The organism is Nitrosomonas limosa, from assembly GCF_054188085.1.
Genome location: NZ_CM135180.1, coordinates 2,014,735 through 2,041,090 on the forward strand (window position 1 = coordinate 2,014,735; position 26,356 = coordinate 2,041,090).

Genomic DNA, 26,356 nt, shown 5'->3' on the forward strand with positions numbered 1-26,356 from the left:
TCCTTTTTTGTAATGAGCCCCTGTTGTACTTTTCGATGGGAGCCAGTTATGAACATTATGTGCTCCATGGCTACAATTTAGCGCCGCCAGAATTAACGGAGTATGAATGAGCCGCGCAGAATTTCATGGGACAGGTTATACCCTTGGTTAATCGTTTGCAGAATTTTATCAATATCGGTTTCCAGTTTAATATTGAGCCGGAACGGCTGTCCATTTTTAACGTTGGGATTATTCCCCAATACTGAGAGTTTGACCACCAAATCATGCAAATCCGACTTATCAAGATTCAATGAAAGTTCTGTGTAATGAAACTCTTGCACCGCTTGCAGCAATAGATTCATTTCTTTCCCCGCGGAAGATAGCATTTTCGAGGCTTTCTCTGATTTAAAGCGCAAAATTCCCGGTGATCTCGCTGCAAGGTGCCCGTTTGTGACCGTCAATACATTATTTTTTAATGTGATCGGAATTTGACCATCGAGCTGCCCGCTTCCGGCCAACCCTTCGATCTTAATCAAATTGAAGAAGGTTTCGAGATCGATATCTTCGATGCGAAGCAAGATATCGGTCTGTGCCGCCGCCGGATCAATAATCGTCGGCACCAAAGACACCATACCGTTGATCACGGAAAATTGCGCTTTTTGTATTGCCAGACGGGGTGGCGTCGTACCTTCGATATGATAAGAAATCAACACGTTCTCCAACGGAATTCCGGAATCAATCCGGCGGATCGTAATCGATTGATGCCGCGCACTGCTTAAGGTGATTAAATTATCCAAATTGAGCAACACATTCAAATCGCTTAACTTTAGAGTTTCACGCGTCAGAGACAGATCCCGTATTTCGAATTCGGCGCCGCTACTTTGCACCCCGTCTTGGTCCCATCGGAGCTTTGCGGATGCATTAATTTTTCCACTGACATCTTGCAACTCTGCCAGGACTGGCAAAAGATCGCCGGGCTGCAAAGCACCTGGTGAAAAACTGAGCGGCACGATCTCAGCTTTCAATCTGCCTTTGCCTGTATCAGTCGAATAATTCCCTGTCAGTTTGAAATAGTCCAACCCGGGTACGCCGCCCGAAAACGCCAGCGAATAAACAGCAGGTTTGCCGCTCTTAGCAATATCACGAATCGCGCCGGCAAAAGACATTGCCGCAAACAACGGTTCCGGCGCGAGGTGATGCAAGCGGCCAATCGCAAAACTTGCGACTTCGTCATCTTCCTGATCATTCAGGCGCAGGACAACCGAAATATCAGATGCCTGCACCTGCGATGGCAAGTTAACAGCTGCATCACTGATCGCCAATGTTCCCCGGTATTTTTCATCCGCATCCAGTTCTCCAATCAGAGAAATTTTCCCAGGGTAAATCTGAACTTTGGTCAATTTTGAATCGGAGCGTTCATCTTGTATTGTCAAATTGGCAGGAAGAATCGAAATAGTATGCTTGACCTTGAGTCCATGCGTATCTTTCGCGAGTTCCAGGTCTGCCCGATCGATAGAAAGGCCTTGAAAATCCCTGATTTGCAGGGGATAGCCGGTATGGATTGCTCCCAATATGATGCGCCCTGGTTCGCGCAATCCCATTTGCAAGGAAGATGGATCGAATTTGATCTGAACCGGAATGGAAACTGCGAGTTGCTCGAGTTTCAGTGTATCGGCAGTGACTTGACCGTCAACGATTCTGAAATCCACATCACCCAGCATCGCATCGGATGATCTCTGCAACTCCCCGGTCAGGGAAATTTCATCAAATGACAATTCGGACGCGAATGTTTCTACCTTTTGCAACAACTGGATACCCGATAATGTCGTATTTGTGAGTATTTGCTGCGGTTGCAACGCTGAAAATGTAAAGGATGTTTCACTGGAGAAATTTGCGATTTTAGCTTCCGGTAAATCGAGCTTACCCTCCGAAACAATGACTTTGCCCTGGAGATTCCCCTGAAGATCAAAAGAGGCTTTAAAAATTGTCGTTACCTGAAAAAATGCAGCAGCAGTTGCCGCGCTCAAGTGTATCTCTTGCTTACCGGATTGTATCGCGCCGATATGACCGGATAGAGCCAGCGTGATGTCTCCCGCTGCGGTGCGCAGATAAATGGCGGCGTCGCTGAGATCTAATTCCGGCAACCACGGTATGGAAATTTTTAATTGTGCAGCCGATGTCTGGGATTGTGGTATGGTGAAATTGAAAGCGCCATCAGTTAAATCGATAGTGACTTGCAGACCGCTGATCAAAACCAAAACCGGCTTTCCTGCCAGGAGATCTTGAAAATTCCACGCAATTTGAAGTTTCTTGAGGCGAAATTCGCTGTTTTTCCCAGCCGCTATCTCCTGCAATTGCAGAGAATTAAAAGAAACATCTGGAATTTCAATCGACTGCAACGGAAAACCACGCTGACGCAATTGATCGCTGATAATGGATTCAACGATGGCGTAACGGAATAAATAAAGCCCTAATACGGCCACAATGATAAGGCTGATGAACGCCAGCAATACGGCTTTTAGTAGTTTGCCCATTGAATGGATTAAAATAATGGCCGTGAAAATTTTTATATTATCGTGATTGACGGTTTTCCTATTTTTGGGAAAACCTTAACTAACAGCGCGCAAGCAATTTCCTTGAATCTTAATCCGAAGCGCTGCAATCGCACGATAGAGCTATACAGTATCGAAGAAGTTAACAAACCTTGCAACAAGGATTTTACAAACCCTGTGCGGTTTATCACACAGACTTAACTGATTTCAGGAATTTATAAATGTTTATCGTCGCTGACATGCCATGCTAACGATCCAGTCGTTGACTTACTTGCAAGGCGGTGTCCCGTTATTGGAAAACTGTAATCTGCAAATTTTTTCCAATCAGCGTATCGGCCTGGTCGGCCGGAATGGTTGTGGAAAATCCACATTATTCAAGTTAATCCGGGGTGTTATCAAACCGGATAGCGGCGAGGTAAGCATGCAATCGGGCAAAACAATTGCTTTTGTTGAGCAGGAGATCATCAATTCCGAGTTGCCCGCAATAGAATTTGTGTTGGATGGCGATGTTGAATTGCGGCAGCTCGAAAGCATATTGTCGCGGGCGCAGCACGATACCGCCTGGTTTGAAGCGCAGCAGCGTTATGAAGCGATCGGCGGTTACACCGCTCGATCACGGGCGGCGCAGCTACTCGATGGGTTAGGGTTCGAGAATTCGGCGCTGGAACGTACAGTCAACCATTTTTCAGGTGGCTGGCGGATGCGCTTGAATCTTGCGAGATCATTGATGCACCGCGCCGATCTGCTGCTGCTTGATGAACCGACAAATCACCTGGATCTGGAAGCGATTCTTTGGTTGGAACAATATTTATTGCGCTATCCGGGCAGTTTGATAGTGGTATCCCATGACCGCGAATTTCTCAACACCTGCGTTAATCGCATTGCCAGCATTCATAACCGGTCGATTGAAACTTATAGCGGCAATTACGACGATTTTGAACGCGCTCGTGCGGAACATCTGGCGCAACAAAATCAGGCCTGGCAACTGCAGCAAAAACAGATTGCACACATGGAAGATTTCGTGCGGCGTTTTCGCGCCAAGGCCACCAAAGCCAAACAAGCACAGAGCCGCATCAAAGCCCTGGAACGTTTGGTGCGTCTTGCGCCAGCTCATGTGCAAGATGGTCATTTCGATCTTGAAATAGAAGCGCCTGAACGAAGCCCTGATGTACTGCTACGCATTAAAAATATCAGCTTCGGCTATAGCAATGTCATGTTATTCCAACAGGTTCACCTCACATTGCAAGCGGGTTCGAGGATTGCCCTCATGGGCCCCAACGGCGCTGGAAAGTCGACATTTATTAAATTGCTGACCGGGGAGATAAAACCGCTCTCCGGCACTTTGGAACACGCCGAAAATATTCAAATTGGATATTTCGCACAACATCAATTAGAAAATCTGGATGGTTCGAAAACACCGCTGCAACATCTGCAGGAAATCGCGCCACTGCGAACCGAACTGGAGTTACGAACTTTTCTGGGACGGTTCGGGTTGGGCGGCGATAGCGAGAACCGCCCGGTTGGCAGTTTCTCCGGTGGTGAAAAAAGCCGGTTGGCACTGGCCATACTCGCCTGGCAAAAACCGCATTTATTGTTGCTGGATGAACCGACTAACCACCTGGATTTGGATATGCGCGACGCACTGACGCTGGCGCTAGAAAATTATACCGGCGCGGTCATATTGGTTTCGCATGACAGGAGTCTGGTACGCGCAGTCGCCGATGAATTGTGGCTGGTCGCAGACGGTAAAATACAGCTACTGGATGGTGATCTGGAGGAATATAAAAATTGGCTGGAAACCCGTCGCGCGACGGAAGAAACAAAAACGAAACCTGCAGCGCAGCAAAAACAATCCCTGGCCGCAGCCAAGCCAAACAAAAAATCATTGTTGTCGAAACAATCAAAACTTGAGACCGCCTTAGCCAACGCACAGCAAGAATTATCCGAGATAAACCGGCGGTTAGCGGATCCGGCTACTTATGCGAATTGCCCGCGGGAAGAAATTGACCGACTTAATGCAGTTTACTCGGCGCTTGAGAAAAAAATAGCGGATCTGGAAGAAAGTTGGCTTGAGCTGGAATCAGCCCTGGAAGAATAAGTCAACGGCATAAGCCGTTACGTAACAAGCCGCTACGGATTAGACCTGCATATTCATGATTTCCTGGTAGGCGGTGACTAATTTATTCCGCACCTGGACCATGGACTGAAACGACACGTTGGCTTTTTGCAGGGAAATCATTACTTCATGCAAATCAACATTGGCTTGATCGCTGACAAACTGCTCAGTCATCCTGTCCGCATTCTGCTGCGATTTATTGACCTGATCGACCGCCGTTTTCAACTTTTCGCTAAAATCAACGCTTGCAACCTCATCGCTTTTCGGTTGTTTCTTAACCCCGGAAGCCAGCTCCGAAGCTGCTTGCAGTTGCTGCAATATATTGTCAATCCCTGATTTATCCATGATTTATCCCTACGCGCATCTTAAAAGCACCGGCAACCCCTAACCCGGCCGAAAATTCTATCAAATCAAGTTTATCTGTCTATAGGAAAATGATAGTTAACTTGTCATGCGATACTGCTGTAATTTGTATCGTAATGTTCTTTCCGAAATTCCGAGCTTCTTAACGGCCAGTTTCCGGGAACCATTAACCGCAGCCAATGTTTCCAAAATATGTTTGCGTTCCAGCGATTTAATATCTGCTTCCGCTGCTGGCTCAGCTGTTTGATTTTTTGCCTCAGCTATCTCGGCAATTTCATTTGCCGCCACCGGCAAATGAATATGTTCCGCATCAATTAGATTGTCTGTCGCCAGAATCATCGCTCGCTGCATGACATTTTCCAATTCCCGCACGTTGCCGGGCCAGGCATACCGGGTCAGTTTATCAATGGCTGCCGGAGTCATCCTGTACGCCGGTTTATCTGTATTGGAAGAACTGCCAGACAGCGCACGAAGTGCCAAAGGCTCGATGTCCAAAGGTCTTTCGCGCAATGGCGGAATTTCGATCGGAAACACGTTGAGACGATAATAGAGATCTTCGCGAAACCGGCCGCTTTTAACCATCGCCGGCATATCGCGGTTTGATGTTGCCAGCACCCGGATATCCAGCTTAATCGTTTTGTGCCCGCCGACTCTTTCAACTTCCCTTTCTTGCAGCACTCGCAGCAATTTTGCCTGTAGTTCCAGCGGCATCTCTGAAATTTCATCCAGCAATAACGTGCCGCCCTCCGCCTGCTCGAATTTTCCCGGTTGAGCCTGCGAAGCTCCGGTAAATGCGCCTTTTTCGTAACCGAATAAAGTCGCCTCGAGTAAATTTTCCGGAATAGCAGCACAATTGATTGCGACAAATGGCTTAGCCGAACGTGAAGAATGCAGATGAATGAATCGGGCTATTACCTCCTTGCCACAACCGCTCTCGCCTGTCAGCAACACCGTCGCAGGCGATTGCGCAACACGCCGGGCAAGGGCTAACAACGATCGTGTCCGCGGATCTTTGGCGACTACTTTATCATCTTGTTCAATCTCCGGCAGCGCATGGCGCTTGACATGCGCTAAAAGGCTCCCTGGATCAAACGGTTTTAGCAAATAATCGCAGGCCCCAGTTTGCATTGCAGCCACTGCCCGCTTGACGTCACCATAGGCGGTCATTAACAAAACTGGCAACTCGGGTTCAAAAGCTTTAATTTCCTGTAGTAGCGCAAACCCGTCGATAGGCTTCATTTGCACATCGCTGACAACCATCCCGATTTGACGCTCTTTAAGTATTTTCATTGCATCAACACCATTAGATGCAGCCCACGTCTGGTAACCGGATAGTTTCAGGGTAGCACAAATTGCCTCTTGTAAATCCTGATCATCTTCTACCACCAGAATCGGCAGTGTTCTCATACATTAATCTCCTTTGCTTCTGGGCAGATGCACGATAAATTCAGTTCCCGTGTCAGGCGCAGAATGAATCTGGATGCTGCCGCCCATTGACTGGACAACACTTCTGGCAATAGCCAAACCAAGCCCGGTGCCCTCTGATCGGGTAGTAAAAAAAGGCTCGAACAACCTTTCCTGCAGTGACGAATCAATACCAGGACCAGTGTCATGAACATTCAGGGTAATGCGCCCCTTTTCCAAGCTGGCGGACAGTGAAATCACACCACCAGTCGGTGTTGCCTGTACAGCGTTCTCGAGAAGATTCATCAATGCTCCGAACAGTGCCGGCCGATCCGTCATGATCTTTTCAGATCCGCAACAATCCGAAATATTCAGTTGCAGTTTCTTTTGCTTCACCTGCGGCTCAATGACTTGTTGCAATTCTGCTATCAGACTGCTTATCTCAACCGTTTCAAGCTGATTTGACTCGCCTTTTACAAAGCGGAGCATGTCTTTGGTTAATTGCTCCAAATGCAATAAGCGCTCAATTGTTTTCGCTGCAAATTTTTGCCGTTCACTGGAAGTCAGCGCATCGCTACCGAGATGGTTCGCATAAATGAGTGCGGTTGACAGCGGCGTACGCAATTGATGCGCAAGATTCGCCGCCATTTCCCCCATAGCAGTCAACCGCTGATTTCTTCTGAATTGTTCCTGCAATGCGTATGCATCCGTAATGTCATTAATCAGCAAGATTCTTCTGCCAAGCGTATCCGCGGCGCTACTTTCTACGCGGATCCGGCGAGACTCTGAAGGTTTATCCGATTTGATCAACCACTCATTGACGAGCATCGTAGCTGTCAAGCGTTCCTGAACGACCCGACTCCATCCCAGACCAAGCAAAGGTTCTCCCAACAAGCTGATAGCTGCAGGATTTACTTGTTCAATACATTCCTGCGCGTTCAATGCGACAACCCCTCCTGGCAGTGCATTTAATAACAATCCCAATCGTTGCGACAGATTCTCTTTAGCAACCAGTTGCTTATGCAATTCTCCATTGGCAAGTGCTAATTCCCGGGTCAGGTGCGCAACTTGACCCTGCAATTCCTGATAGACGCTCGATAACTGCTCGGAGACCTCATTAAAAGCTGCAAATGCGCGTTGCAGCTGCGCTTGATCATCCAATATATTATTGATTTTGCTAATTTTATTTATCTGCACGAAATTTAAATTCAGTGAGTAGAAACTAACTGTAGCTTAGCATTGAAGACTATCCCGCTATTGATGCGAATAAGGCGGACAAACCTATTCTTTTTAAACAATCAGAACTTACAAAGTTGCCGATAATCATCAATTCTAAAAAGTCTATTAAGACTGAAAGATTGACAGCCAATTTTTTTACGGCAGCGCAATAGCAAGATTGAGGATTCCAGTTCGATTGATAAAGCCTATTTTCGAACGAACTGGATTTCCATATTGAACGGAAATTGAGCATTTAAGCAGGAGAGCAGCGCGTGGCAACAGTACCCAGTGAACCTAATACGACAACACCTACCTCCGCATTCAGGCTGGAACAGTTCAATCAGTTGTCGAATCAAAAGAAACTCGGGGTCATTTTATCTGCTGCGGCAGCTATCGCGTTACTCGTGGGCGCTTTGATGTGGAGTCAAACACCGGAATATCGCGTACTTTATTCCAATATCCAGGACCAAGACGGCGCGGCGATTATCAGCGCACTCCAGCAGATGAACGTGCCTTATAAGATTTCTGATAATGGCGGCGCTATCCTGGTTCCTGATAAACAAGTCCATGAGGTGCGGTTGAAATTGGCAGGGCAGGGATTACCTAAAGGCGGCCTTACCGGTTTCGAAATCATGGAAAATCAGAAGTTCGGTTCGAGTCAATTCCTTGAACAAGTGAACTATCAACGGGCACTGGAAGGTGAATTGGCGCGCTCGGTGCAATCGTTGTCCGCAGTACAAAGTGCACGCGTGCACTTAGCCATCGCTAAACCTTCAGTATTCTCCCGGGAACGGCAGCAACCCAGCGTTTCCGTTTTACTCAATTTGTACCCAGGCAGAGTGCTGAGCGTAGAACAAGTCAGTGCCATTGTGCATCTGATGTCAAGCAGCGTCCCCAATTTGCCCGTAAAAAATGTAACGGTTGTGGATCAGAACGGCAATCTATTAAGCACTCAAAACGACAAAAAACACGATTCCAGGTTCGATGCCAAGCAATTAGAGTATATCCAAGAAATTGAAGAAAACTATATACGCCGAATCGAAGCCATTTTGTCGCCTATTACGGGAGCGGCCAATGTCCGGGCTCAAGTAACCGCCGATGTCGATTTTTCCCGGGTTGATCGTGCCGAGGAAATTTACCGGCCCAACAATACTGAATCCGAAGGCGCTTCGATTCGAAGTCAGCAAACTCATGAATCAACTTCGATTGGTTCAAAGTTCGACGGCGGAATCCCAGGCGCGTTGTCTAATCGTCCTCCTGAGCCAGCAACTGCGCCAATTGAAGCCGGAGGAAAAAAACCCGGGGATGAAAATGCGGAAGGTGAAGAAGGTGCCAATAAGGAAGTGCCTCCGATTCCTACCGACAAGAAAAAAGAATCGACCACTAATTACGAGGTCGATAAAACCGTTCAACACACCCAGCAATCCAGCGGCAACATCAAGCGATTATCAGCGGCTGTCGTAGTCAACTACAGGAAAAAAGTCGATGAAAACGGAGAAGTCACTTACGAGCCGCTCAGCGCGGATGAAGTTAAGGAGATCAATAATCTTGTCCGGGAAGCCATGGGCTTTAACGAAAAACGGGGAGATTCATTGACGGTTACGAATAGCATATTTACCGACGACACCGCGCCGGTACTGGAAGTACCGCTGTGGAAAGATCCGGATGTCGTTATGTTCGCGAAAGATTTTGGAAAACAATTGTTAATAGCCGCGGTGGTATTATTTTTCTTGTTGAAAATTTTCAAGCCGTTCTTGAAAAGCCTGGCACCCCCTCCACCGCCGGCTCCTGAATTAACGGATCAGACTGCGGCTTTAGCAGCCGATGGAACACCCATAGAAGGATTGCCCGAACAAATGGATGGCGCCTCCATGCAGCAAGCATTACAAAGATCCATATTCGAAGAAAATTTGAAACGAGCAAAACAGCTCGCGATGGATGAACCTGCCATCGTGGCGAATGTTGTCAAGGATTGGATGACTAAAAATGGATGACGAAGGAATTAAAAAAAGTGCAATTTTGCTGATGACCCTGGGAGAACAGGAAGCCGCATCTGTCATCAAGCTGCTCGGACCTAAGGAAGTACAACGGTTGGGCGAAACGATGTCAAAATTACAAAACATCACGCGCACTGAGATTGAAACCGTCGTCACCGAATTCTGCAGTGAGGCGGAAGGAAGAACAACACTCGGACAGGACTCCGCCGATTATATCCGCAAGGTACTAACCAGTGCGCTAGGAGATGAAAAAGCGGCCAACTTGATCGATCGCATTTTGCAAGGCGGCGATACCAGCGGCATTGAAGGATTGAAATGGATGGATGCGCCATCGGTAGCCGAATTGATCAAAAATGAACATCCGCAAATCATCGCAACAATTTTAGTGCATTTGGAACGAGATCAGGCCAGCGAGATTTTAAGTCTTTTCACCGAGCGATTGCGTAACGACGCTTTATTACGTATTGCTACACTCGATAGTATCCAACCAAATGCATTGCGTGAACTGAATGAAGTATTAACAAAATTACTGTCAGGCAGCACCAGCATTCGCAAATCCGCCATGGGAGGGGTGCGGGCAGCGGCTGAGATTCTCAACTTCGCGCCATCCGCTCAAGAAGCCAGCGTCATTGAAAACATCAAACAGTATGACGAAGAACTGGCTCAGAAAATTATGGACGAGATGTTCGTGTTCGATAACCTGATCGACATCGACGATCATGGTATCCAATTACTGCTCAGGGAAGTTCAATCGGAATCCCTGATTATCGCGTTGAAAGGCGCGCAAGAAGAATTGCGTCAGAAAATCTTTAAGAATATGTCGCAGCGTGCCGCTGAGGCTCTCCGTGAAGACCTTGAAAGCAAAGGACCGGTTCGTGTCTCTGAAGTTGAAGCCGAACAGAAAGAAATTCTTAAGGTGGTTCGCCAGCTGGCTGACGATGGACAGATTGTGCTGGGTGGCAAGGGCGATGACGGATTCATATAATCGACCGGCTCCAATATTTACCTGCTATTCGGCACAAATTTGAAGGTTGAGCAAAATGATTACAAGCGACTTTATTCCGAAAGACAAACAAAACGGCTATCAGCGCTGGGAGCTGGATTCCTTGGAAACGCCCGAGTTCCAGGAGAAAGATCAAGATCATGAAACCGAAAATCCTATCGAGGAAGAACTGAACAAGGTTGTACCTCCTACCGAAGAAGAAATAGCAGCGGTTTTTCAGCACGCTAAAGAAGAAGGTTATGAAGCCGGCCTCCAGGAAGGTAAATCAGCGGGCTATAAAGAGGGCAGAGAAATCGCGGAAACCGAAGTTAAAGCGGAAATTGCGCGGCTTCAAATGCTGTTATCAAAGCTGGATCATGATCTTCATGAGATCGATCAACAAGTCGCCAATGATTTACTCGATCTGGCTATCGCACTTGCCAAAAAGGTCGTAGCACAAGCACTGGAATTAAATCCCAAGCTGATCATTCCGGTCGTACAAGAAGCGATCCGAAATTTGCCTAACGTCATGAATCATCCCCGGCTTTTTTTACACCCGGACGATGCAGCCCTGATCAATGCGCATCTAAGCGATCGGATGGAACAGGATAACTGGCAAGTTCGCGAAGATCCACAAATCGTCAGAGGCGGATGCCGTATCGAAGCGGGCGGCAGTGAAATCAACGCAACCCTGGAAACACGTTGGCATAGAGCGCTTGCTGCGATCGGTCAGAACAGTGACTGGTTCGATGGATCAGAATAATATGACCCGCCTTGAACAATGGAGCGGTTTCCTGCGAAACTCTGCACAACTGGTTGCACCCGCAAACCCATATCTATTGAGTGGAACAATTACTCGAGTTGCCGGATTGGTCATGGAAGCCGTCGGACTCCGGTTAGCGGTCGGCAGCAGCTGCATAATATCTCTCTCAAACGGTCACCAGGTATCGGCGGAAGTAGTCGGATTCGCGGGCGAGCGGATTTTTTTGATGCCGTCTAGCGATGTCTACGGATTATCGCCGGGCGCCAAAGTTGTGCCGGCCGAAATCACTGTAGAGCCGCCGCAGCTTGGACACTTGAAACACCCGCGAAGACGTGCGGCCGACCGGGCCAAACATATCACCGCCGGACCTGAGCTGTTAGGCCGGGTATTGAACGGCTTAGGCGAACCGCTTGATCGCCTCGGTCCAACGCATGCGCAACATAGCGTACCCTTATACAGCCGCCCTTATAACCCCTTAGAGCGGATCCCCGTGACTGAACCGCTTGATGTCGGTGTGCGCGCGATCAATACGCTGTTGACTGTCGGACGAGGTCAGCGCATGGGATTATTTGCCGGTAGCGGCGTTGGCAAAAGCGTGCTGCTCGGCATGATGGCGCGTTACACCTCTGCGGATGTCATTGTGGTGGGATTGATTGGCGAACGCGGACGCGAAGTTAAGGAATTCATTGAAAATATTCTCGGTGAAGAAGGACTCGCTCGTTCCGTCGTCGTAGCGGCACCTGCCGATACTTCGCCGCTACTGCGTTTGCAAGGTGCGGCCTACGCCACCGCAATCGCAGAATACTTTCGCGATTCCGGCAAGCATGTCCTGTTGATCATGGATTCTTTAACCCGCTACGCGATGGCGCAACGGGAAATTTCCCTGGCAATCGGCGAACCGCCCGCGACTAAAGGCTACCCGCCATCGGTTTTTGCCAAACTGCCACAATTGGTCGAGCGCGCCGGCAATGGCAATCAGAAAAATGGCTCCATCACTGCTTTCTATACCGTATTGACCGAAGGTGATGATCAGAATGATCCGATCGCCGATAGCGCACGCGCCATTCTGGACGGTCATGTGGTGTTATCGCGCAGACTTGCTGAAGCAGGCCATTATCCTGCCATCGATATAGAAGCTTCAATTAGCCGCATCATGACCAGCATTGTCCCGCAACAGCAGGTCGATATGGCACGGCAATTCAAATCGTTGTATTCACGTTATCAACGCAGCCACGATTTGATCAGTGTCGGTGCCTATGTTGCTGGCTCTGATCCTGAATTGGACCGGGCGATCAGACTCTACCCAGCATTTGAGAGATTTTTGCAACAAACGATGACGCAGCAGGAAAGTTTTGATACGAGTATTGCAAAGCTATCGAAGCTATTTGAGTTCGATGGCAGCCGCTAATCGAACGCTTCAGCAAGATGTCCAAACCGTCATCTCTAAAAATTCTGCAGGATTTAGCCAAACAGCAAGCTGACGCCGCGGCCAAACAGCTTGGCAAGCTCAATTACCAACAGCAGGAAGCGGAAAAAAAATTACAACTGCTTTTGCAATATCGCAGCGGCTATCAATCAAACCTTGAAAATACCAGCGGACAAGGAATTGACCATATCCAGTGGCGCAATTTCATTGCTTTCATGAGTAAATTGGATGCTGCGATTGCCGAACAACAGCAAGCAGTACTGTATATGCAAAACAAGAAAACAGCGGGAAACAACGAGTTTTTGTCCTGCCAACGCAAGTTAAAGTGCTACGACACACTCGTTCATCGCCAGCAGCGCACCATGATGCAACAGCAACTGAAAATTGAACAAAAATTGCAAGACGAATTTGCCTCAAACACGACGCGACAAGCTCCCTATCCGCCTAAATCCGATTCATAATTTAACTGGGTTCCATTGAACTGGTATGGATATTGCAGGACTTCATCTGAAATTAACCCAATCAGCGAGAAAAATTTATGCTAAACATGTCGGTTGCACCTTCAATAAAAGCGCCAGCAGGTAATCCCGCCGCCATGCCGGATTCTGGTTTACTCGGCGCCTCGGAGCCTGTTTCGGAAGAATTCAGCAACATCTTGGAACGTGAAGTTTCACAAACAGCCGATTCGCGCCAGCAATCCACTAATGGCAACAATGCCAAAACCGAAGATCAACCCAAAGAGGCTGAAACTACGACGGCTGAGAATGTCAATGTCGAGACAGCCAAGACTTCAACGGCTGAAAACCCCACCAGCTTTATCCAGAATCTGTTGACCGATCCAACACTGGGATTCAGATCCAACCAACCAATCGATCAATTGAGTAAACTGCCGGAGCCGGTATTGAAAGCGCCTTTAGCGGATATATTGGGAACAAAGCTACCAACCCAATTGAATCCAATGGCTTCTCACAACAGTGAAGCGGCGCTCAATCCAGCATTTCCTGCCGTTAACCAATTGTTGCAGCAAACCCAAGCTGCTGGGAATTTGAATTCCCAGGCCAACCAATTCTGGCAAATGATGGAAACGGCAAATTCTGCCGCCAACGGCAGATTATTACCGTTAGCTAATGAATTGAGCGAAGCCATCACAATTGATACCAATGAATCGCTTCCGTCAATTTTCGAAGAATCGAATGCTTCACAATCGCAGGGTTTAAGTAATACAACGATCACGAGCTCATCCACCGCTTCCACAAGCGAAGTTCACGTGCATCAGCCTGTTGGTCAAGCCAAGTGGGGAGGCGAATTTGCGCAGAAAGTTGTATGGTTGACCTCACAGCAGCAGCAAGTTGCTGAAATTCATCTGAATCCTGCGCATCTAGGCCCCGTTGAAGTAATGCTGACGATTACCCAAGATCAGGCAACTGCACAGTTTTTATCACCTCATTCAGCGGTACGGGAAGCCATTGAACAAGCCTTGCCGAAATTACGCGAAATGATGGCTGAGAATGGCATTCAATTAGGTAATGTAATGGTCGGCTCCGATTCGTTTCAGCAGGAAAATAGACAGCAGCACGCCGGTTACTCCGATCGGGGTAATCCCCATATGACGGATTCGACCCAATCAAAATCCACCAATCAAATCGAAGCAATAGCGGCACCTGCCAGACATCAAGGCATTGTGAACACCTATGCGTGATCATCGGAGACCTTTGCACGGTGTCATGAGCGGTACGAGAATAAGGCAAAAATTTGCGAAAAAACGGAGTTTACATGAGGTTAATGAGCATTTTTCGCGAATTTTTAACGCAATTATCGTGCCGCGTAGTAACCGTGCAAAGGTCTCCATCGATGAATTCGAGTTTAACCACTGGCGCGACTTACCACGCGCTATCAATCGCTGATAGCGCGCTGAATATCTCCATCTCAAAATCTCAACCTTAATTCCATCTGAGGACGATAGCTCAGCGACTTCAGGCCGTGATTCACGTAAATCGGGATAACTGGAAATAAGCGATATTATTTCATTGTTATTTGCGGCATCAATGGATGCCACAGTCAAAGATAATTGATTTCGTCAAATTTGGAGTTAAACAAATGTCGAAATCAAATACCGCAACAGCAGCACCAGCCGCCGAAGGCGGCAAAAGCAAAAAAGGACTCATCATAGTCATATTGATCGCAATCCTCGCAATCGGCGCAGGCGCAGGCGGCACTTGGTACTTCATGCAGCAGGCTGGCGATGAGGAAGCCGAAGAGGAAAAACCAAAACCGAAAGCAAAACTAAAACCCACTACCTTCATTGACCTGGAGGTGTTTACGGTCAATCTCCAACCGGAAGAAAGCGGCCAGTATTTGCAAGTCGGTTTGACTGTGAAAGCCAGAGAAACCGAAGTAGTGCAAGAAATAGCCAAGCAGATGCCGTCCATACGCAACCGCATCCTGATGCTACTGTCCAGCAAGAAAGCCGTGGAAATCTCCGGGATTAACGGAAAACAGCAGTTAAGCCAGCAAATTGCCGATGAAATCAGGCAATCGCTCGATTCCGAAGACCTTCAGGAAGACGTCCGGGAAGTATTATTCACTTCCTTTGTAATTCAGTAATTCGCAAATGTCCGAAGATTTCCTCTCACAAGAAGAAGTCGATGCACTCCTCAAAGGTGCAACGGGTGATAGCGATGAAGCTCAGGAAGAGGAAGATAAAGGTGGTGTCCGTCCGTACAACATCGCGACACAGGAACGGATCGTTCGCGGACGGATGCCGACCTATGAAATCATCAATGAACGCTTTGCGCGGTTACTGCGCATCGGGTTGTTTAATTTCATGCGGCGTACGGTAGATATTGCCGTCGGTCCCGTAAAAGTAATTAAGTTCAGCGAGTTCGTGCGCAACTTGGTGGTGCCGACAAACCTGAACATGGTTCACATGAAACCGTTGCGCGGTACTGCCTTACTGGTTTTCGATCCCGATCTGATTTTTCTGATCGTTGACAACCTGTTCGGCGGTGACGGCCGTTATCACACGCGGGTTGAAGGAAGAGATTTTACTCAGACCGAACAGCGAATCATTCAACGCTTGTTGGATGTCGTCTTCGAAGAATATGAGAAGTCCTGGAAATCAGTCTATCCGGTCAATTTCGAATACATCCGTTCCGAAATGAACCCGCAGTTCGCCACGATCGCCACGCCGAATGAAGTGGTCGTTTCCGTTACATTCGATATCGATATGGGAAACAAAGGGGGCGGACTGCATGTGTGCATTCCTTATTCCATGGTGGAACCGATCCGCGACATTTTGTATAGCGCGCTGCAAGGCGATCATATGGAAGTGGATAAACGCTGGATCAAGCTAATGTCACAACAGGTTCAAGGCGCCGAAGTTGAACTGGTTGCAAATCTTGGGCATACGAAGGTCACCTTCGAGCAAATTCTAAGCATGCAAGTGGGGGATATCATTCCACTGGAAATCCCTAAAACGATTACCGTTAATGTCAGTGGCGTACCGGTACTGGATTGCCGCTACGGCACAATGAACGGGCGCTATGCGCTAAAAGTAAATTCTCTGATTTCACAATCGGAAACTGAAAATTAATTGGAGCAAATATGACTGAACCAACCACCAGCGATCAAGCGGAAACCGATGACTGGGCAGCTGCTATGGCTGAGCAATCAGCCGCCACACAAAGTGATGCGCAAAATGAAGAAAATCCGGCTGATGATTGGGCGGCTGCTATGGCTGAGCAAGAATCGGCCACCAACCCATCGGATTCGCAATCCTCAGGTTCAGCGCTCAATGCGCAATCGGCATCAGCATCAGTTTTTCAGGAATTTTCAAAAGACGGCGGTGACAATAATACCCGTCATGACATCGATCTGATTCTCGACATTCCCGTTCAGATGACGGTTGAATTGGGCCGCACCAAGATAGCCATTAAGAATTTGCTGCAGCTTGCGCAAGGCTCTGTGGTCGAGCTCGACGGCATGGCCGGCGAACCGATGGATGTGCTGGTTAATGGCTGTTTGATCGCACAAGGCGAAGTCGTTGTGGTCAATGACAAATTCGGTATTCGATTGACCGACATCATTACCCCCAGCGAACGCATCCGCAAACTCAACCGCTAGAACTGAACCATGTTGAACCGATCCCCGGCTTTACTGTTAATGCTTTCCCTTCCGGTATTTGCCGATACCGCAAAACCAAATTATGTGCCGCCGCCTTCTGTCATATCCACGGATAACATGCTGCAAATGATGGGCGGCTTGTTATTGGTGCTGATGATCATCGGCGCCGCTGCGTGGTTGCTGAAACGCTTCTCGTTGATACCGGCAACCGCAGCGGGCGTCATCAAGGTTGTTGCGGCCAGCGGTGTCGGCCAGAGAGAACGCGTGGTCGTGGTCGAAATTGATAACACCTGGCTGGTATTGGGCGTGGCGCCGGGCCGGGTAAACAAGCTGCACACCCTACAAAAGCCTTCAGAAACCCCCGGTCCCGCTCAAGCGAATCCAGCGGCGGATGCTTTTGCCGATCAACTAAATCAGAGTATCCATAAAGATCATGCTTAATCGAGCCAGTATAGCCCTTCATACCTGTTTTCTGCGCATCATGAATCTTTTCCGCTGCAAAGCGAATACTTTACCGTGCGGAAATGTCCGCATCCTGGGTAAGCGCCGGTTGTTACAAATCCTATTTCTTGCACTCGGTTGCGTGGCTGTTCCGGTTTTTGCGCAAAAATCCGGCTTCCCGGCATTTACCAGCTCACCCAATCCTGACGGTAGCGCAACCTATACGCTGAGTCTGCAGACGCTGCTATTTCTGACTACCTTGACGTTTCTACCCGCCGTGGTGCTGATGATGTCGAGTTTTACCCGGATCATCATTGTATTGTCCTTACTTCGCCTTGCGTTGGGCACGCAATCCTCACCACCGAATCAAGTGCTGCTCGGCATCGCGCTGTTTCTGACTTTTTTTATCATGTCGCCTGTAATCGACCGGGTTTATCACGAAGCCTATGTGCCGTTTTCCGAAGATAAAATCAATATCATGCAAGCAGCCGAACAAGCCAGTATCCCGATAAAATCGTTTATGCTGCACCAAACTCGGGAAACGGATCTGGCCCTTTTTGTGCAGATCTCCGGCAGCGAGGAAATCGAAAGTCGTGACAACGTTCCGCTGAAATTATTGGTGCCCGCATACATCACCAGTGAATTAAAAACTGCATTCCAGATCGGTTTTGTCGTATTCATTCCCTTTTTAATTATCGATCTGGTGGTATCCAGCGTGTTAATGGCCATGGGTATGATGATGTTGTCACCGATGATTATTTCATTGCCGTTCAAATTAATGCTTTTCGTATTAGTGGATGGCTGGCACCTGATCATCGGTTCTTTGACGCAAAGCTTTTTTACTTGAGAGGAAACTTATCATGACTCCAGAAGGTGCAATGACAATCGGCCGGCAAGCGCTTGAGATTACCTTCATGATTTCCGCGCCTCTACTACTGTCGGCGCTGGCAACCGGCTTATTGGTGAGTATTTTCCAAGCGGCCACGCAAATCAATGAAATGACCTTATCTTTCATTCCCAAATTATTGGTGATGTTTCTGGTAATGGTATTGGCCGGGCCATGGATGATCGCGATCATGACGGATTATATGCACCGGCTGTTTTCCGGCATTCCCTGGCTGGCGGTCGGTTAGTATCCGTACGGCCATTTCGCAGATCCGATTCATGAGCGGTTGCACCGGCCATCCAATTGAATCCGTATCATGATTAATATTTCAACAGCGGAGCTGAACGTTTTACTCGCCGCCTTCCTGTGGCCGCTCAGCCGTATTCTCGCATTGGTAGCCTCCGCGCCGATTCTGGGAAATCCCAGCATCCCGGTTCGGGTAAAACTGGGATTGGCGGTCATGATCACCATTCTGGTTATGCCGATGGTAGAGAAATCGTTGCCGCAAATTGACCCCGCATCCGGCGCCGGCCTAATCATTCTGTTGCAACAAGTGCTGATTGGCGTCGCCATTGGTTTTGTCATGCGCATCGTTTTTGTTGCAGTAGAAATGGCCGGTGAAATAATCGGTTTGCAAATGGGTTTAGGGTTCGCCATCTTCTTTGATCCGCAAAACTCCGGTCAGATCGATATCATCGGCCGATTCCTCGGTGTAATAGCGAGCCTCGCATTTCTGGCGATTGACGGTCATTTGATGATGATCGCGTTGATTTCGCAAAGTTTTAGCACCTTACCCGTCGGAGTCGATGCAACAACCGATGCAACCTTTTCGACACTGGCGCAATGGGGTAGCGAAATTTTTAAATCCGGCTTGCAATTGTCGCTACCGGTATTAACCGCATTATTAATCACCAACCTGGCATTAGGGGTTCTGACCCGGGTGGCGCCGCAATTAAATATTTTCGCTGTTGGTTTTCCGTTAACACTATCAATCGGGCTTCTGGTCCTGGCGATCAGCATGCCTTTTTATACCCCCATCTTGGAACAGTTGGTGCATGAAGGTTTGAATCTCATGATGGGCGTTGCGAATGTGACCGAAATCCCTATGCCATAAAATTTCCGTTTCTTTTACAAGCAATTATCGCGAATCGGAAAAACACAGGTTTTGCAAAAGATATACAGACATTTTCCCCTGTTTATCATCACAAGCCCATCGCTCAAATACTGTTACAGTGATTCTCTGTTTGGTAAAAGTTGCAAATACCAGCAACAAATTCGATTTTACGCTTTGGTTATAGACATATGACATTTAAGTCACGGCTCTTCAGCTCGTTGCGCAAACTTTCCGCTTCGCAAGAAATTCATTTCGGCGAAGATACTGCTGCGTCCACGAACGATACCCCATCCGGCGATACACCGGATGGTGAGCCACAATTAGCGTCGGCTGATGATATCAAGCATCTCCTCGACACCGCCTATCGCGATCGCATCAACGCCCAAGATCATGCGATCAAAGAAGCGCATAAGCGGATCGAAGCGGAAAACCGTGCGCGCGTAGCTGCCGAAGCCAGGGCGCGCGCTGAAGCAAACGCCAGAATTGCAGCGGAGACAAGGAATCAGGCCGAAACCCTAGCAACCGACCAAGCCCGGGCTAGGGCAAAAGCAGAGACATTAGCGGCGCGGGAAGCCAACGCCCGGCGGGAATTGGAATTAAAAGCCAAAATACTGGCGGATGAAAAGATAAAAGCCGAGAAGGCGCTCAGCGCATTGCTCGAAGCCAAGATCAAAGCAGAAGCTTCGATCGTCGAGAAAACGCAAAACCGTATCGAGCAAGAAGCTGCCGAATTAGATGCGGCACATGCGACAGCACTCAAAGAAAACGAAGCTGCCGAAGCTGCCAGAATACGCGCCCAAGCAGAAGCAACAGCGCGTCTTGCAGCGTCTGCGGCCATCGAAGCTGAAACCAACGCGGCTGCATTAGCTGCGGCAAAGATTCAGGAATCGCAAAAGCAACTGGCGTTGGCCCTCGCCTGTGAAGAATTGGAAAAACAAGCACTGGAAACCCTTCAAATCCGCACCGCATTAGAAGCGCAGCGGCAAGCGCAAGCAATCCAACGCTTGGAAGCCGAGCGCAAAGCCAAAGAACGGGAAGAAGCGCGGCTGGAAGCAGAAGCGGCAGCCACCCGGACAGCTTTGGAAAAAGTCGAAGCGGAGGAAACCGCAGCGGAACAAGCACGAATCCGGGTCGAATTGGACAAACAAGCGATCCTTGCCGCACGGGATCGCGCTGAAGCCGAAAAAGCTGCAGCGGAAATAGCAGAAGCCATTACCGCAAAAGAGCGCGCAACGGTGGATGCTATCAACATGAAGCTGCAAGCGGATAACCAATTGCTCGTGGAAACCGAACACCGGAGGCAGCTTGCAGCGGAAGCGTTGGCAGTTGCCGAAGCAGCTTTGCTAACCGAACAAGCCGCCAATCAAGCGGCTTTGAAAAAAAACAAGGCCGAATCTGCTGCGACCAAAGAATATCAAAAGCGCATCAAAGCCGATGAAGCTGCTCTTCAGGCGGAAACATTGCGCAAAGAATCCGAGAAAGCCGCAAGAATTGCCGCCAATGAAAGGTTAGCTGCGGAAAAACGATTAAAAGCAGCGGCAGAATCAAAAGCCCAAACAGACACGCTGATCGCGCAAGAAATTCAGGCAAAAGCGGATTTGGAACTTCGTTTGCAGGAAGATGCCGAGCTGCGCGCCAAAGCCATGACCGATGCCAAACAAGCGGTTGCCGAACGTTTGGAAATCGAACAAAAAATTACCGGTTTGGCGATCACCAGAGCACAAGCGAAAATCATCGCAACCAATAAGGCCAGAGCGCAACTGGAAGCGGAAAAAAACGCCACCCGCATTGCGCTTGAAAAAGCCCGGAAAGAATCGGCAGCGCTCGCCGCCATGCAAGAACGCATCACGCTGGAATCCGCAGCTTTGGAAGTTGCCGCAGCACGGGAGGCTGTGGAGTCGATGGCGAAAGAAGCGCTTTTTGCACGCTCGCAAGCGGATAAGGAAGCGACCGCAGCCGCGACCGCCAGAATCCGCGCCGAAATCGCCGCCGCCGAACGCTCCCGTAACCGCATCGATACAAACACAGCCAAAAAACCGCAAACGGTTGGATCGTTAACCGGAACACAAGCAACTGCTCGCGTGCCGATCAAATCCAGGCGCTAACAGGCCGTTGAAAAACTATCTGCGTTACCGCTACGGTGTTAAAAACAAGCTCAAAATGCTCATTTATACCGCATAAACTGGGCTTTTTCGCCTGTTTTTGCCTTGTATCGACTACCTCGAAAACGTTTTCCAACGACCTGCAAACTATTCCACGCGCCGTTACTGACCGCCTGACAACGATTAAACCAGCCACAATAATGCCAGACCGACACCGGCAGCAGTTGCCAGCATGCCGGAAACGCATTGTTTCGCCAGTAACGGATTGCCGACGAAGAAGATCAAACCGAGCTTGAAACCGGTGTTGGAGATAAATGCCAGAGAAATAGCGGTGATCGCTTGCGTGGCCTCCAATTTATCGAGTTCATACAAACGCAAACTCGAGAGCGTGATGGCATCGACATCGGTCAAGCCGGAAATCAACGCGACGGCGTACAAACCGCCGCTCCCGGCAATGTCCGACAACCAGGTTGATAAAAACAGCACGCTGCCGTAGATCAATCCAAAAGCGGCGGCGGCTCGGATTTCGGTAGGGTTTTTGACTTCCGGCAAGGTGACTTCATGTTGCTGGTTGAGTTTATGCCACCAAAATGCCATCACGCCGGTTCCAAGTAAGAAACCACTGCCCAGTACCGGAATCAATTGCGGCAAAATAGCCGGAGATGCGACCGCGCTCAGAATCGCCAAACGGATCAGCACCGTTAGATTGGCAATCAAGATGACGACGACCGCAAGCTGGGTGAAATCCTGGTTTTCCACGCTGCGGCGGGCATAAACCAAGGTCGTGGCAGTACTGGATACCAGCCCGCCGAACAAACCTAGAACCGCACCGTGACGTTGACCGATTAATTGCATCGCTACGTATCCGGCCAGACTGACGCCGGAAATTAACACCACCATCAGCCAGATTTGATGCGGATTGATCGCTTCATAAGGCCCCAGATTCTTATCCGGCAACACCGGCAAAATAATGAACGTCAGCACCGCGAATTGCAGCGCGGAAATCAGATCACGGCGGCTAAGTTTGGCGGTGATGCCGTGCAATTCCGCTTTGAAGTACAGCAACACCGTAGTAATGATGGCCAGCATGATCGCCAGCGTATCGTTGCCGTACCACACCGCCGCGCCCAAACCATAACAAACCAATGCGGCGGCGATGGTGGTGGTTCCGGGGTCGGCGCTGTCGTCTTTGGCTCGCGCATAGGCGGCAATCATCATCACGCCGACAATCAATAAGCCGCCTAACAGCAGCCACGGCGTGGCTTTTTCCGACAGCATTGCGGCCAATGTGCCGAACAGCGCGACCAAAGCGAATGTCCGCAACCCAGCCCGAGACCCCGGGCTGCGCTCGCGTTCCAGTCCGATCAGCAAACCGATTGCAAGGCTGGTTACGAAATGCGGCAAAGCTTCCAATTCGCCATTCAATGTAAATTCAGTGTGCATCGTCAATTACCTGGTTATCCGTATAAAACCAATGCTCCAGCAGAAATTGCAAGGATGTCTTGCCATTATATTCATTGATTTGTAAGCGATAAACCGCATCGATCACATCCGGCAGCGGATCGTGATGAAAAAACAGAATGCCGTCGAAAGATTCCGGCGATTTTTGCGGTCTTTGCACCGATTGATCCTGGTTACTCGATATTAGTTTGCGTAATTTCAGCTTCAAGTGTTTTTCGCCGACGATGCGCTGGCTTTCGACAAAAAAACGCGCGTTAAAAGAAGGCTGCGGAAAACCTTGCCCCCATACCTGGCGTTCGAGCGTTTCCGCCAACTCCAGATTGATGTCAGTAAACGCCAGGTCGCCGTCGGTTTCGATCACTCGCGTCAGGTCGGCGGGCGTCAGCAAAGTTTGCGCGACTTGTTCAAAAGCTTCGTGGAATGCTTCGAAATCGTTACTCTGGATGGTCAATCCCGCCGCGGCGGCGTGACCGCCGAATTTACGCAGCAATCCGGGATGTTGTTTCGAAACCAGATCTAACGCATCACGCAAGTGAAAACCATTGATCGATCGCCCGGAACCCTTCAGCTCACCCTCGTTGCCGGGCGCGAAAATGATCACCGGCCGGTGATATTTGTCCTTGATGCGTGACGCTAGAATACCGATCACACCTTGATGCCAATCGTGATCAAACAAGCAGATGCTATAAGCAGCCTGAAATTCCGCGCGACGGTTTTTAAGCTGCTCGTCGAGCTTGAGCAACGCACTATCTTGCATGTTCGATTCGATTTCGCGACGCTGCCGGTTTAGATCGTCCAGTTGCTTGGCAATGTTGGCGGCATAAGCGTCATCATCGGTAATCAGGCATTCGATGCCAAGCGACATATCGTCCAGCCGTCCGGCGGCGTTCAGACGCGGCCCGAGCATAAACCCCAATTCATACGTCGACAACTGCCGGAAATCGCGCCGCGACACTCCGATCAAAGCATTAATTCCGGTACAAGCACGGCCTTTGCGGATCCGCTGCAAACCTTGCTGCACCAGAATCCGGTTGTTGCTGTCGAGCTTGACCACGTCAGCGACGGTACCCAACGCGACCAGATCGAGAAAACCGGCCAGATTCGGTTCCGGCAATGCAGGCCCGAATGCGCCACGCTGCCGCAGCTCCGCGCGTAAAGCCAGCATCAGATAGAAAATGACACCGACACCGGCGATATTTTTGCTTGGAAACTCGCACCCCGGTTGATTGGGATTGATGATGGCTACCGCGGCAGGCAGTTCGTCGCCAGGCAGATGGTGGTCAGTAATGACCACTTGCAGGCCCAAGCGGTTGGCTGCGTCAACGCCGGCAACGCTGGCAATGCCGTTATCGACAGTAATCAGAATATCCGGTTGCTTAGTTTCATGCGCCAATTGCACGATTTCCGGCGTCAGGCCGTAACCGAATTCAAACCGGTTCGGCACCAGATAATCGACGATCGCGCCGAATTTACGCAAAATGCGGATGCCAACCGCGCAAGCGGTGGCACCGTCGGAATCGTAGTCGGCGATGATCAGCAAACGCTTCCGTTCCGCGATGGCGTCTGCGAGAAAAGCAGCGGTGGTTACGATATTCTTCAGCTCCGCGAATGGAATCAGTTGCGCCAGTTCGGTTTCAAGCTGATCGGGATTGTCGATGCCGCGTGCGGCGTAAATGCGCGCCAGCACCGGCGGCAAACCGTTGCCGCGGAGTGTCTCGAACGATTGCGGATCATACGGGCGAGTAGTGATTTTGGACATGTCCGGGCACTTAAGAAAAAACTGAATAATTGGCTAGACAAGCGATCTACTGCGTTGGGTGGTGCCCGAAAATTCGCCTATCACTATGATATGTCTCATTTTCTGCGCTCCATCCGCCTTGCATCTCATCTTGTACTCCGAATTATTCAGCATTTCCTTAACGAACGTACAGAAGTTATCGGGATAATCCCGTTATTTTGCCGGGGATTCGGCAGCCGCCGCAAGTTTTTCCACTTTGAGAACATGCAAGCGGCGGCTATCGACACGCTGTACGGTGAATTTGAACGGCTCGATCACCACTGATTCGTTGCGGTTCGGCACGCGGCCAAACTTGTTCATTACCAGGCCGCCAATCGTATCGTAATCTTCGTTGCTGAAATTCGCGCCAAGCACGTCATTGAAGTTTTCGATCTCGGTGATTGCCTTGACGCGATAGCGTCCGTCCGCTTCCATGACAATATTGTCTTCTTCCTCATTGAAATCGTATTCGTCCTCGATTTCGCCGACAATTTGCTCGAGCACATCCTCAATCGTCACCAAACCGGCGACGCCGCCGTATTCGTTCACCACGATCGCCATGTGATTGCGGTTGCTGCGGAATTCTTTCAGCAACACATTCAAGCGCTTCGATTCCGGGATAAAAACCGCCGGGCGCAACATGTCGCGGATATTGAATTCTTCGGGGTCGGCGTAATAACGCAGCAGGTCTTTCGCCAGCAGAATGCCGATGATTTCGTCTTCATCGCCTTCGATCACCGGAAAACGCGAATGCGCGGCTTCGATCACAAACGGAATGAAATGCTCGGGCTTCTTGCTGATGTTTACGATGTCCATCTGCGAGCGCGGCACCATGATATCGCGGGCCTGCATTTCGGAGACTTGCATGACGCCTTCGATCATGCTGAGCGCGTCGGAATCGAGTAAATTGCGCTCAAAGGCGGAGTGTAACAGGGTAATCAGTTGTTCGCGGTCTTCCGGTTTGCGGATCAGCAGTGCGCCAAGCCGTTCAAACCAGCCGCTTTTAGGTGGGGGTTCGTCCATAGTTTTAGTGTTTAAGTAAAAAAACCTGATCATGAGGCCTTGCACGGTTACTACGCGGCACGATAATTGCGTTAAAAATTTGCGAAAAATGCTCATTTACCCCGTGTAAACTCCGCTTTTTCACAAATTTTTGCCTTATTCTCGTACCGCTCATGACACCGTGCAAAGGCCTCATCATAGTAGTCTGTGTGTTAACGCTGCTCTGCGTAAGGATCGGGATAACCGAGCTTCGCCAGAATCGCTATCTCCAATTGTTCCATTTCGGCGGCTTCGGCATCCGCCATATGATCGTAGCCCTGTAAGTGCAAAATGCCGTGCACCGTCAGATGCGCATAATGTGCAATCACGTCCTTATGCTGTTGCTGCGCTTCTTGCTGCACCACCGGAGCGCACAACACGATATCGCCCGTCAGGGGTTGGGTATCGTCGTACACGAAAGTCAATACATTGGTGGCATAATCCTTGCCGCGGAATTGCCGGTTCAAGTCGCGGCCTTCGGCTTCATCGACCAACCGCAGCACCACTTCGGCGTCGCGCTGCAATGCGGCTTTAACCCAGCGGCGGAATTGCGGCCGCGCCGGCGCTTCACTGGATTCTGTCGCATATTGCACCATCAGCTTGAGCGATTTC

Annotated in this window: 23 protein-coding genes; 15 read left to right on the top strand and 8 right to left on the bottom strand. The window is 49.4% G+C overall.

Annotation, left to right across the window (positions count from 1 at the left end):
* Window positions 1-92: 92 nt before the first annotated feature.
* Window positions 93-2,513: an intermembrane phospholipid transport protein YdbH family protein gene (locus ACV7NC_RS09220; RefSeq protein ID WP_458152261.1), complete on the bottom strand. Its 2,421-nt coding sequence runs from the start codon at window positions 2,511-2,513 to the stop codon at window positions 93-95.
* 262 nt (window positions 2,514-2,775) lie between these two features.
* Here ACV7NC_RS09220 and abc-f point away from each other — a divergent pair, with 262 nt between their 5' ends.
* Window positions 2,776-4,629, top strand: a complete 1,854-nt coding sequence (abc-f, locus tag ACV7NC_RS09225; RefSeq protein WP_458152262.1) for a ribosomal protection-like ABC-F family protein — start codon at window positions 2,776-2,778, stop codon at window positions 4,627-4,629.
* A gap of 39 nt (window positions 4,630-4,668) precedes the next feature.
* Here abc-f and fliE read toward each other — a convergent pair whose 3' ends face one another.
* The 3 genes from fliE to ACV7NC_RS09240 form a co-directional block, all read right to left on the bottom strand.
* Window positions 4,669-4,992, bottom strand: coding sequence for a flagellar hook-basal body complex protein FliE (fliE, locus tag ACV7NC_RS09230; RefSeq protein ID WP_458152263.1), 324 nt, complete (start codon window positions 4,990-4,992; stop codon window positions 4,669-4,671).
* A gap of 96 nt (window positions 4,993-5,088) precedes the next feature.
* Complete coding sequence (locus tag ACV7NC_RS09235; protein ID WP_458152264.1) at window positions 5,089-6,417, bottom strand: sigma-54-dependent transcriptional regulator; 1,329 nt, start codon at window positions 6,415-6,417, stop codon at window positions 5,089-5,091.
* Between the two features lie 3 nt (window positions 6,418-6,420).
* Window positions 6,421-7,575, bottom strand: a complete 1,155-nt coding sequence (locus ACV7NC_RS09240; protein WP_458152265.1) for a sensor histidine kinase — start codon at window positions 7,573-7,575, stop codon at window positions 6,421-6,423.
* Window positions 7,576-7,904: 329 nt separating this feature from the next.
* Between ACV7NC_RS09240 and fliF the strand changes: the two genes are divergently transcribed.
* The 14 genes from fliF to ACV7NC_RS09310 all read left to right on the top strand — a co-directional run bounded on the left by fliF (window position 7,905) and on the right by ACV7NC_RS09310 (window position 21,468).
* Window positions 7,905-9,626 carry a flagellar basal-body MS-ring/collar protein FliF gene (gene fliF / locus ACV7NC_RS09245; RefSeq protein ID WP_458152266.1) on the top strand — a complete coding sequence of 574 codons (1,722 nt, stop codon included), beginning with the start codon at window positions 7,905-7,907 and terminating at the stop codon, window positions 9,624-9,626.
* Complete coding sequence (gene fliG / locus ACV7NC_RS09250) at window positions 9,619-10,614, top strand: flagellar motor switch protein FliG (protein ID WP_458152267.1); 996 nt, start codon at window positions 9,619-9,621, stop codon at window positions 10,612-10,614. Before fliF ends, fliG begins: the two co-directional genes overlap by 8 nt.
* A 55-nt stretch (window positions 10,615-10,669) precedes the next feature.
* On the top strand, window positions 10,670-11,374 hold the full coding sequence (locus ACV7NC_RS09255) for a flagellar assembly protein FliH (protein WP_458152269.1): 705 nt from the start codon (window positions 10,670-10,672) through the stop codon (window positions 11,372-11,374).
* A gap of 1 nt (window position 11,375) precedes the next feature.
* On the top strand, window positions 11,376-12,782 hold the full coding sequence (fliI, locus tag ACV7NC_RS09260; RefSeq protein ID WP_458152270.1) for a flagellar protein export ATPase FliI: 1,407 nt from the start codon (window positions 11,376-11,378) through the stop codon (window positions 12,780-12,782).
* 17 nt (window positions 12,783-12,799) lie between these two features.
* The gene (fliJ, locus tag ACV7NC_RS09265; protein WP_458152271.1) at window positions 12,800-13,261 is read left to right on the top strand and encodes a flagellar export protein FliJ; all 462 of its coding nucleotides are present in this window, start codon (window positions 12,800-12,802) and stop codon (window positions 13,259-13,261) included.
* Window positions 13,262-13,338: 77 nt separating this feature from the next.
* A complete protein-coding gene (locus ACV7NC_RS09270; RefSeq protein ID WP_458152273.1) occupies window positions 13,339-14,499 on the top strand; it encodes a flagellar hook-length control protein FliK in 1,161 nt (386 codons plus the stop codon).
* Between the two features lie 398 nt (window positions 14,500-14,897).
* Window positions 14,898-15,404, top strand: coding sequence for a flagellar basal body-associated protein FliL (fliL, locus tag ACV7NC_RS09275; RefSeq protein ID WP_458152274.1), 507 nt, complete (start codon window positions 14,898-14,900; stop codon window positions 15,402-15,404).
* Between the two features lie 7 nt (window positions 15,405-15,411).
* Entirely contained in the window at window positions 15,412-16,392 is a 981-nt protein-coding gene (gene fliM / locus ACV7NC_RS09280) for a flagellar motor switch protein FliM (RefSeq protein WP_458152275.1), read from the top strand.
* 11 nt (window positions 16,393-16,403) lie between these two features.
* Window positions 16,404-16,922: a flagellar motor switch protein FliN gene (gene fliN / locus ACV7NC_RS09285; protein ID WP_458152276.1), complete on the top strand. Its 519-nt coding sequence runs from the start codon at window positions 16,404-16,406 to the stop codon at window positions 16,920-16,922.
* A gap of 9 nt (window positions 16,923-16,931) precedes the next feature.
* Window positions 16,932-17,363 (top strand): flagellar biosynthetic protein FliO, encoded by a 432-nt coding sequence (gene fliO / locus ACV7NC_RS09290; protein ID WP_458152277.1) that lies wholly within the window; start codon window positions 16,932-16,934, stop codon window positions 17,361-17,363.
* Window positions 17,364-17,403: 40 nt separating this feature from the next.
* Window positions 17,404-18,210, top strand: coding sequence for a flagellar type III secretion system pore protein FliP (gene fliP / locus ACV7NC_RS09295; RefSeq protein ID WP_458152278.1), 807 nt, complete (start codon window positions 17,404-17,406; stop codon window positions 18,208-18,210).
* 13 nt (window positions 18,211-18,223) lie between these two features.
* Window positions 18,224-18,496, top strand: a complete 273-nt coding sequence (gene fliQ, locus ACV7NC_RS09300; protein WP_458152279.1) for a flagellar biosynthesis protein FliQ — start codon at window positions 18,224-18,226, stop codon at window positions 18,494-18,496.
* 69 nt (window positions 18,497-18,565) lie between these two features.
* Window positions 18,566-19,363: a flagellar biosynthetic protein FliR gene (gene fliR / locus ACV7NC_RS09305; protein ID WP_458152280.1), complete on the top strand. Its 798-nt coding sequence runs from the start codon at window positions 18,566-18,568 to the stop codon at window positions 19,361-19,363.
* 188 nt (window positions 19,364-19,551) lie between these two features.
* On the top strand, window positions 19,552-21,468 hold the full coding sequence (locus ACV7NC_RS09310; protein ID WP_458152281.1) for a hypothetical protein: 1,917 nt from the start codon (window positions 19,552-19,554) through the stop codon (window positions 21,466-21,468).
* Between the two features lie 180 nt (window positions 21,469-21,648).
* Here ACV7NC_RS09310 and ACV7NC_RS09315 read toward each other — a convergent pair whose 3' ends face one another.
* The 4 genes from ACV7NC_RS09315 to ybeY form a co-directional block, all read right to left on the bottom strand.
* Window positions 21,649-22,908: an MgtC/SapB family protein gene (locus ACV7NC_RS09315; RefSeq protein ID WP_458152282.1), complete on the bottom strand. Its 1,260-nt coding sequence runs from the start codon at window positions 22,906-22,908 to the stop codon at window positions 21,649-21,651.
* Window positions 22,898-24,685: a single-stranded-DNA-specific exonuclease RecJ gene (gene recJ / locus ACV7NC_RS09320; RefSeq protein ID WP_458152283.1), complete on the bottom strand. Its 1,788-nt coding sequence runs from the start codon at window positions 24,683-24,685 to the stop codon at window positions 22,898-22,900. The genes ACV7NC_RS09315 and recJ overlap by 11 nt, the downstream gene beginning before the upstream one ends.
* Before the next feature lie 192 nt (window positions 24,686-24,877).
* Entirely contained in the window at window positions 24,878-25,726 is an 849-nt protein-coding gene (locus tag ACV7NC_RS09325) for an HlyC/CorC family transporter (RefSeq protein WP_458152284.1), read from the bottom strand.
* A 191-nt stretch (window positions 25,727-25,917) separates the two neighbouring features.
* Window positions 25,918-26,340: an rRNA maturation RNase YbeY gene (ybeY, locus tag ACV7NC_RS09330; protein WP_458154894.1), complete on the bottom strand. Its 423-nt coding sequence runs from the start codon at window positions 26,338-26,340 to the stop codon at window positions 25,918-25,920.
* Window positions 26,341-26,356: the final 16 nt, after the last annotated feature.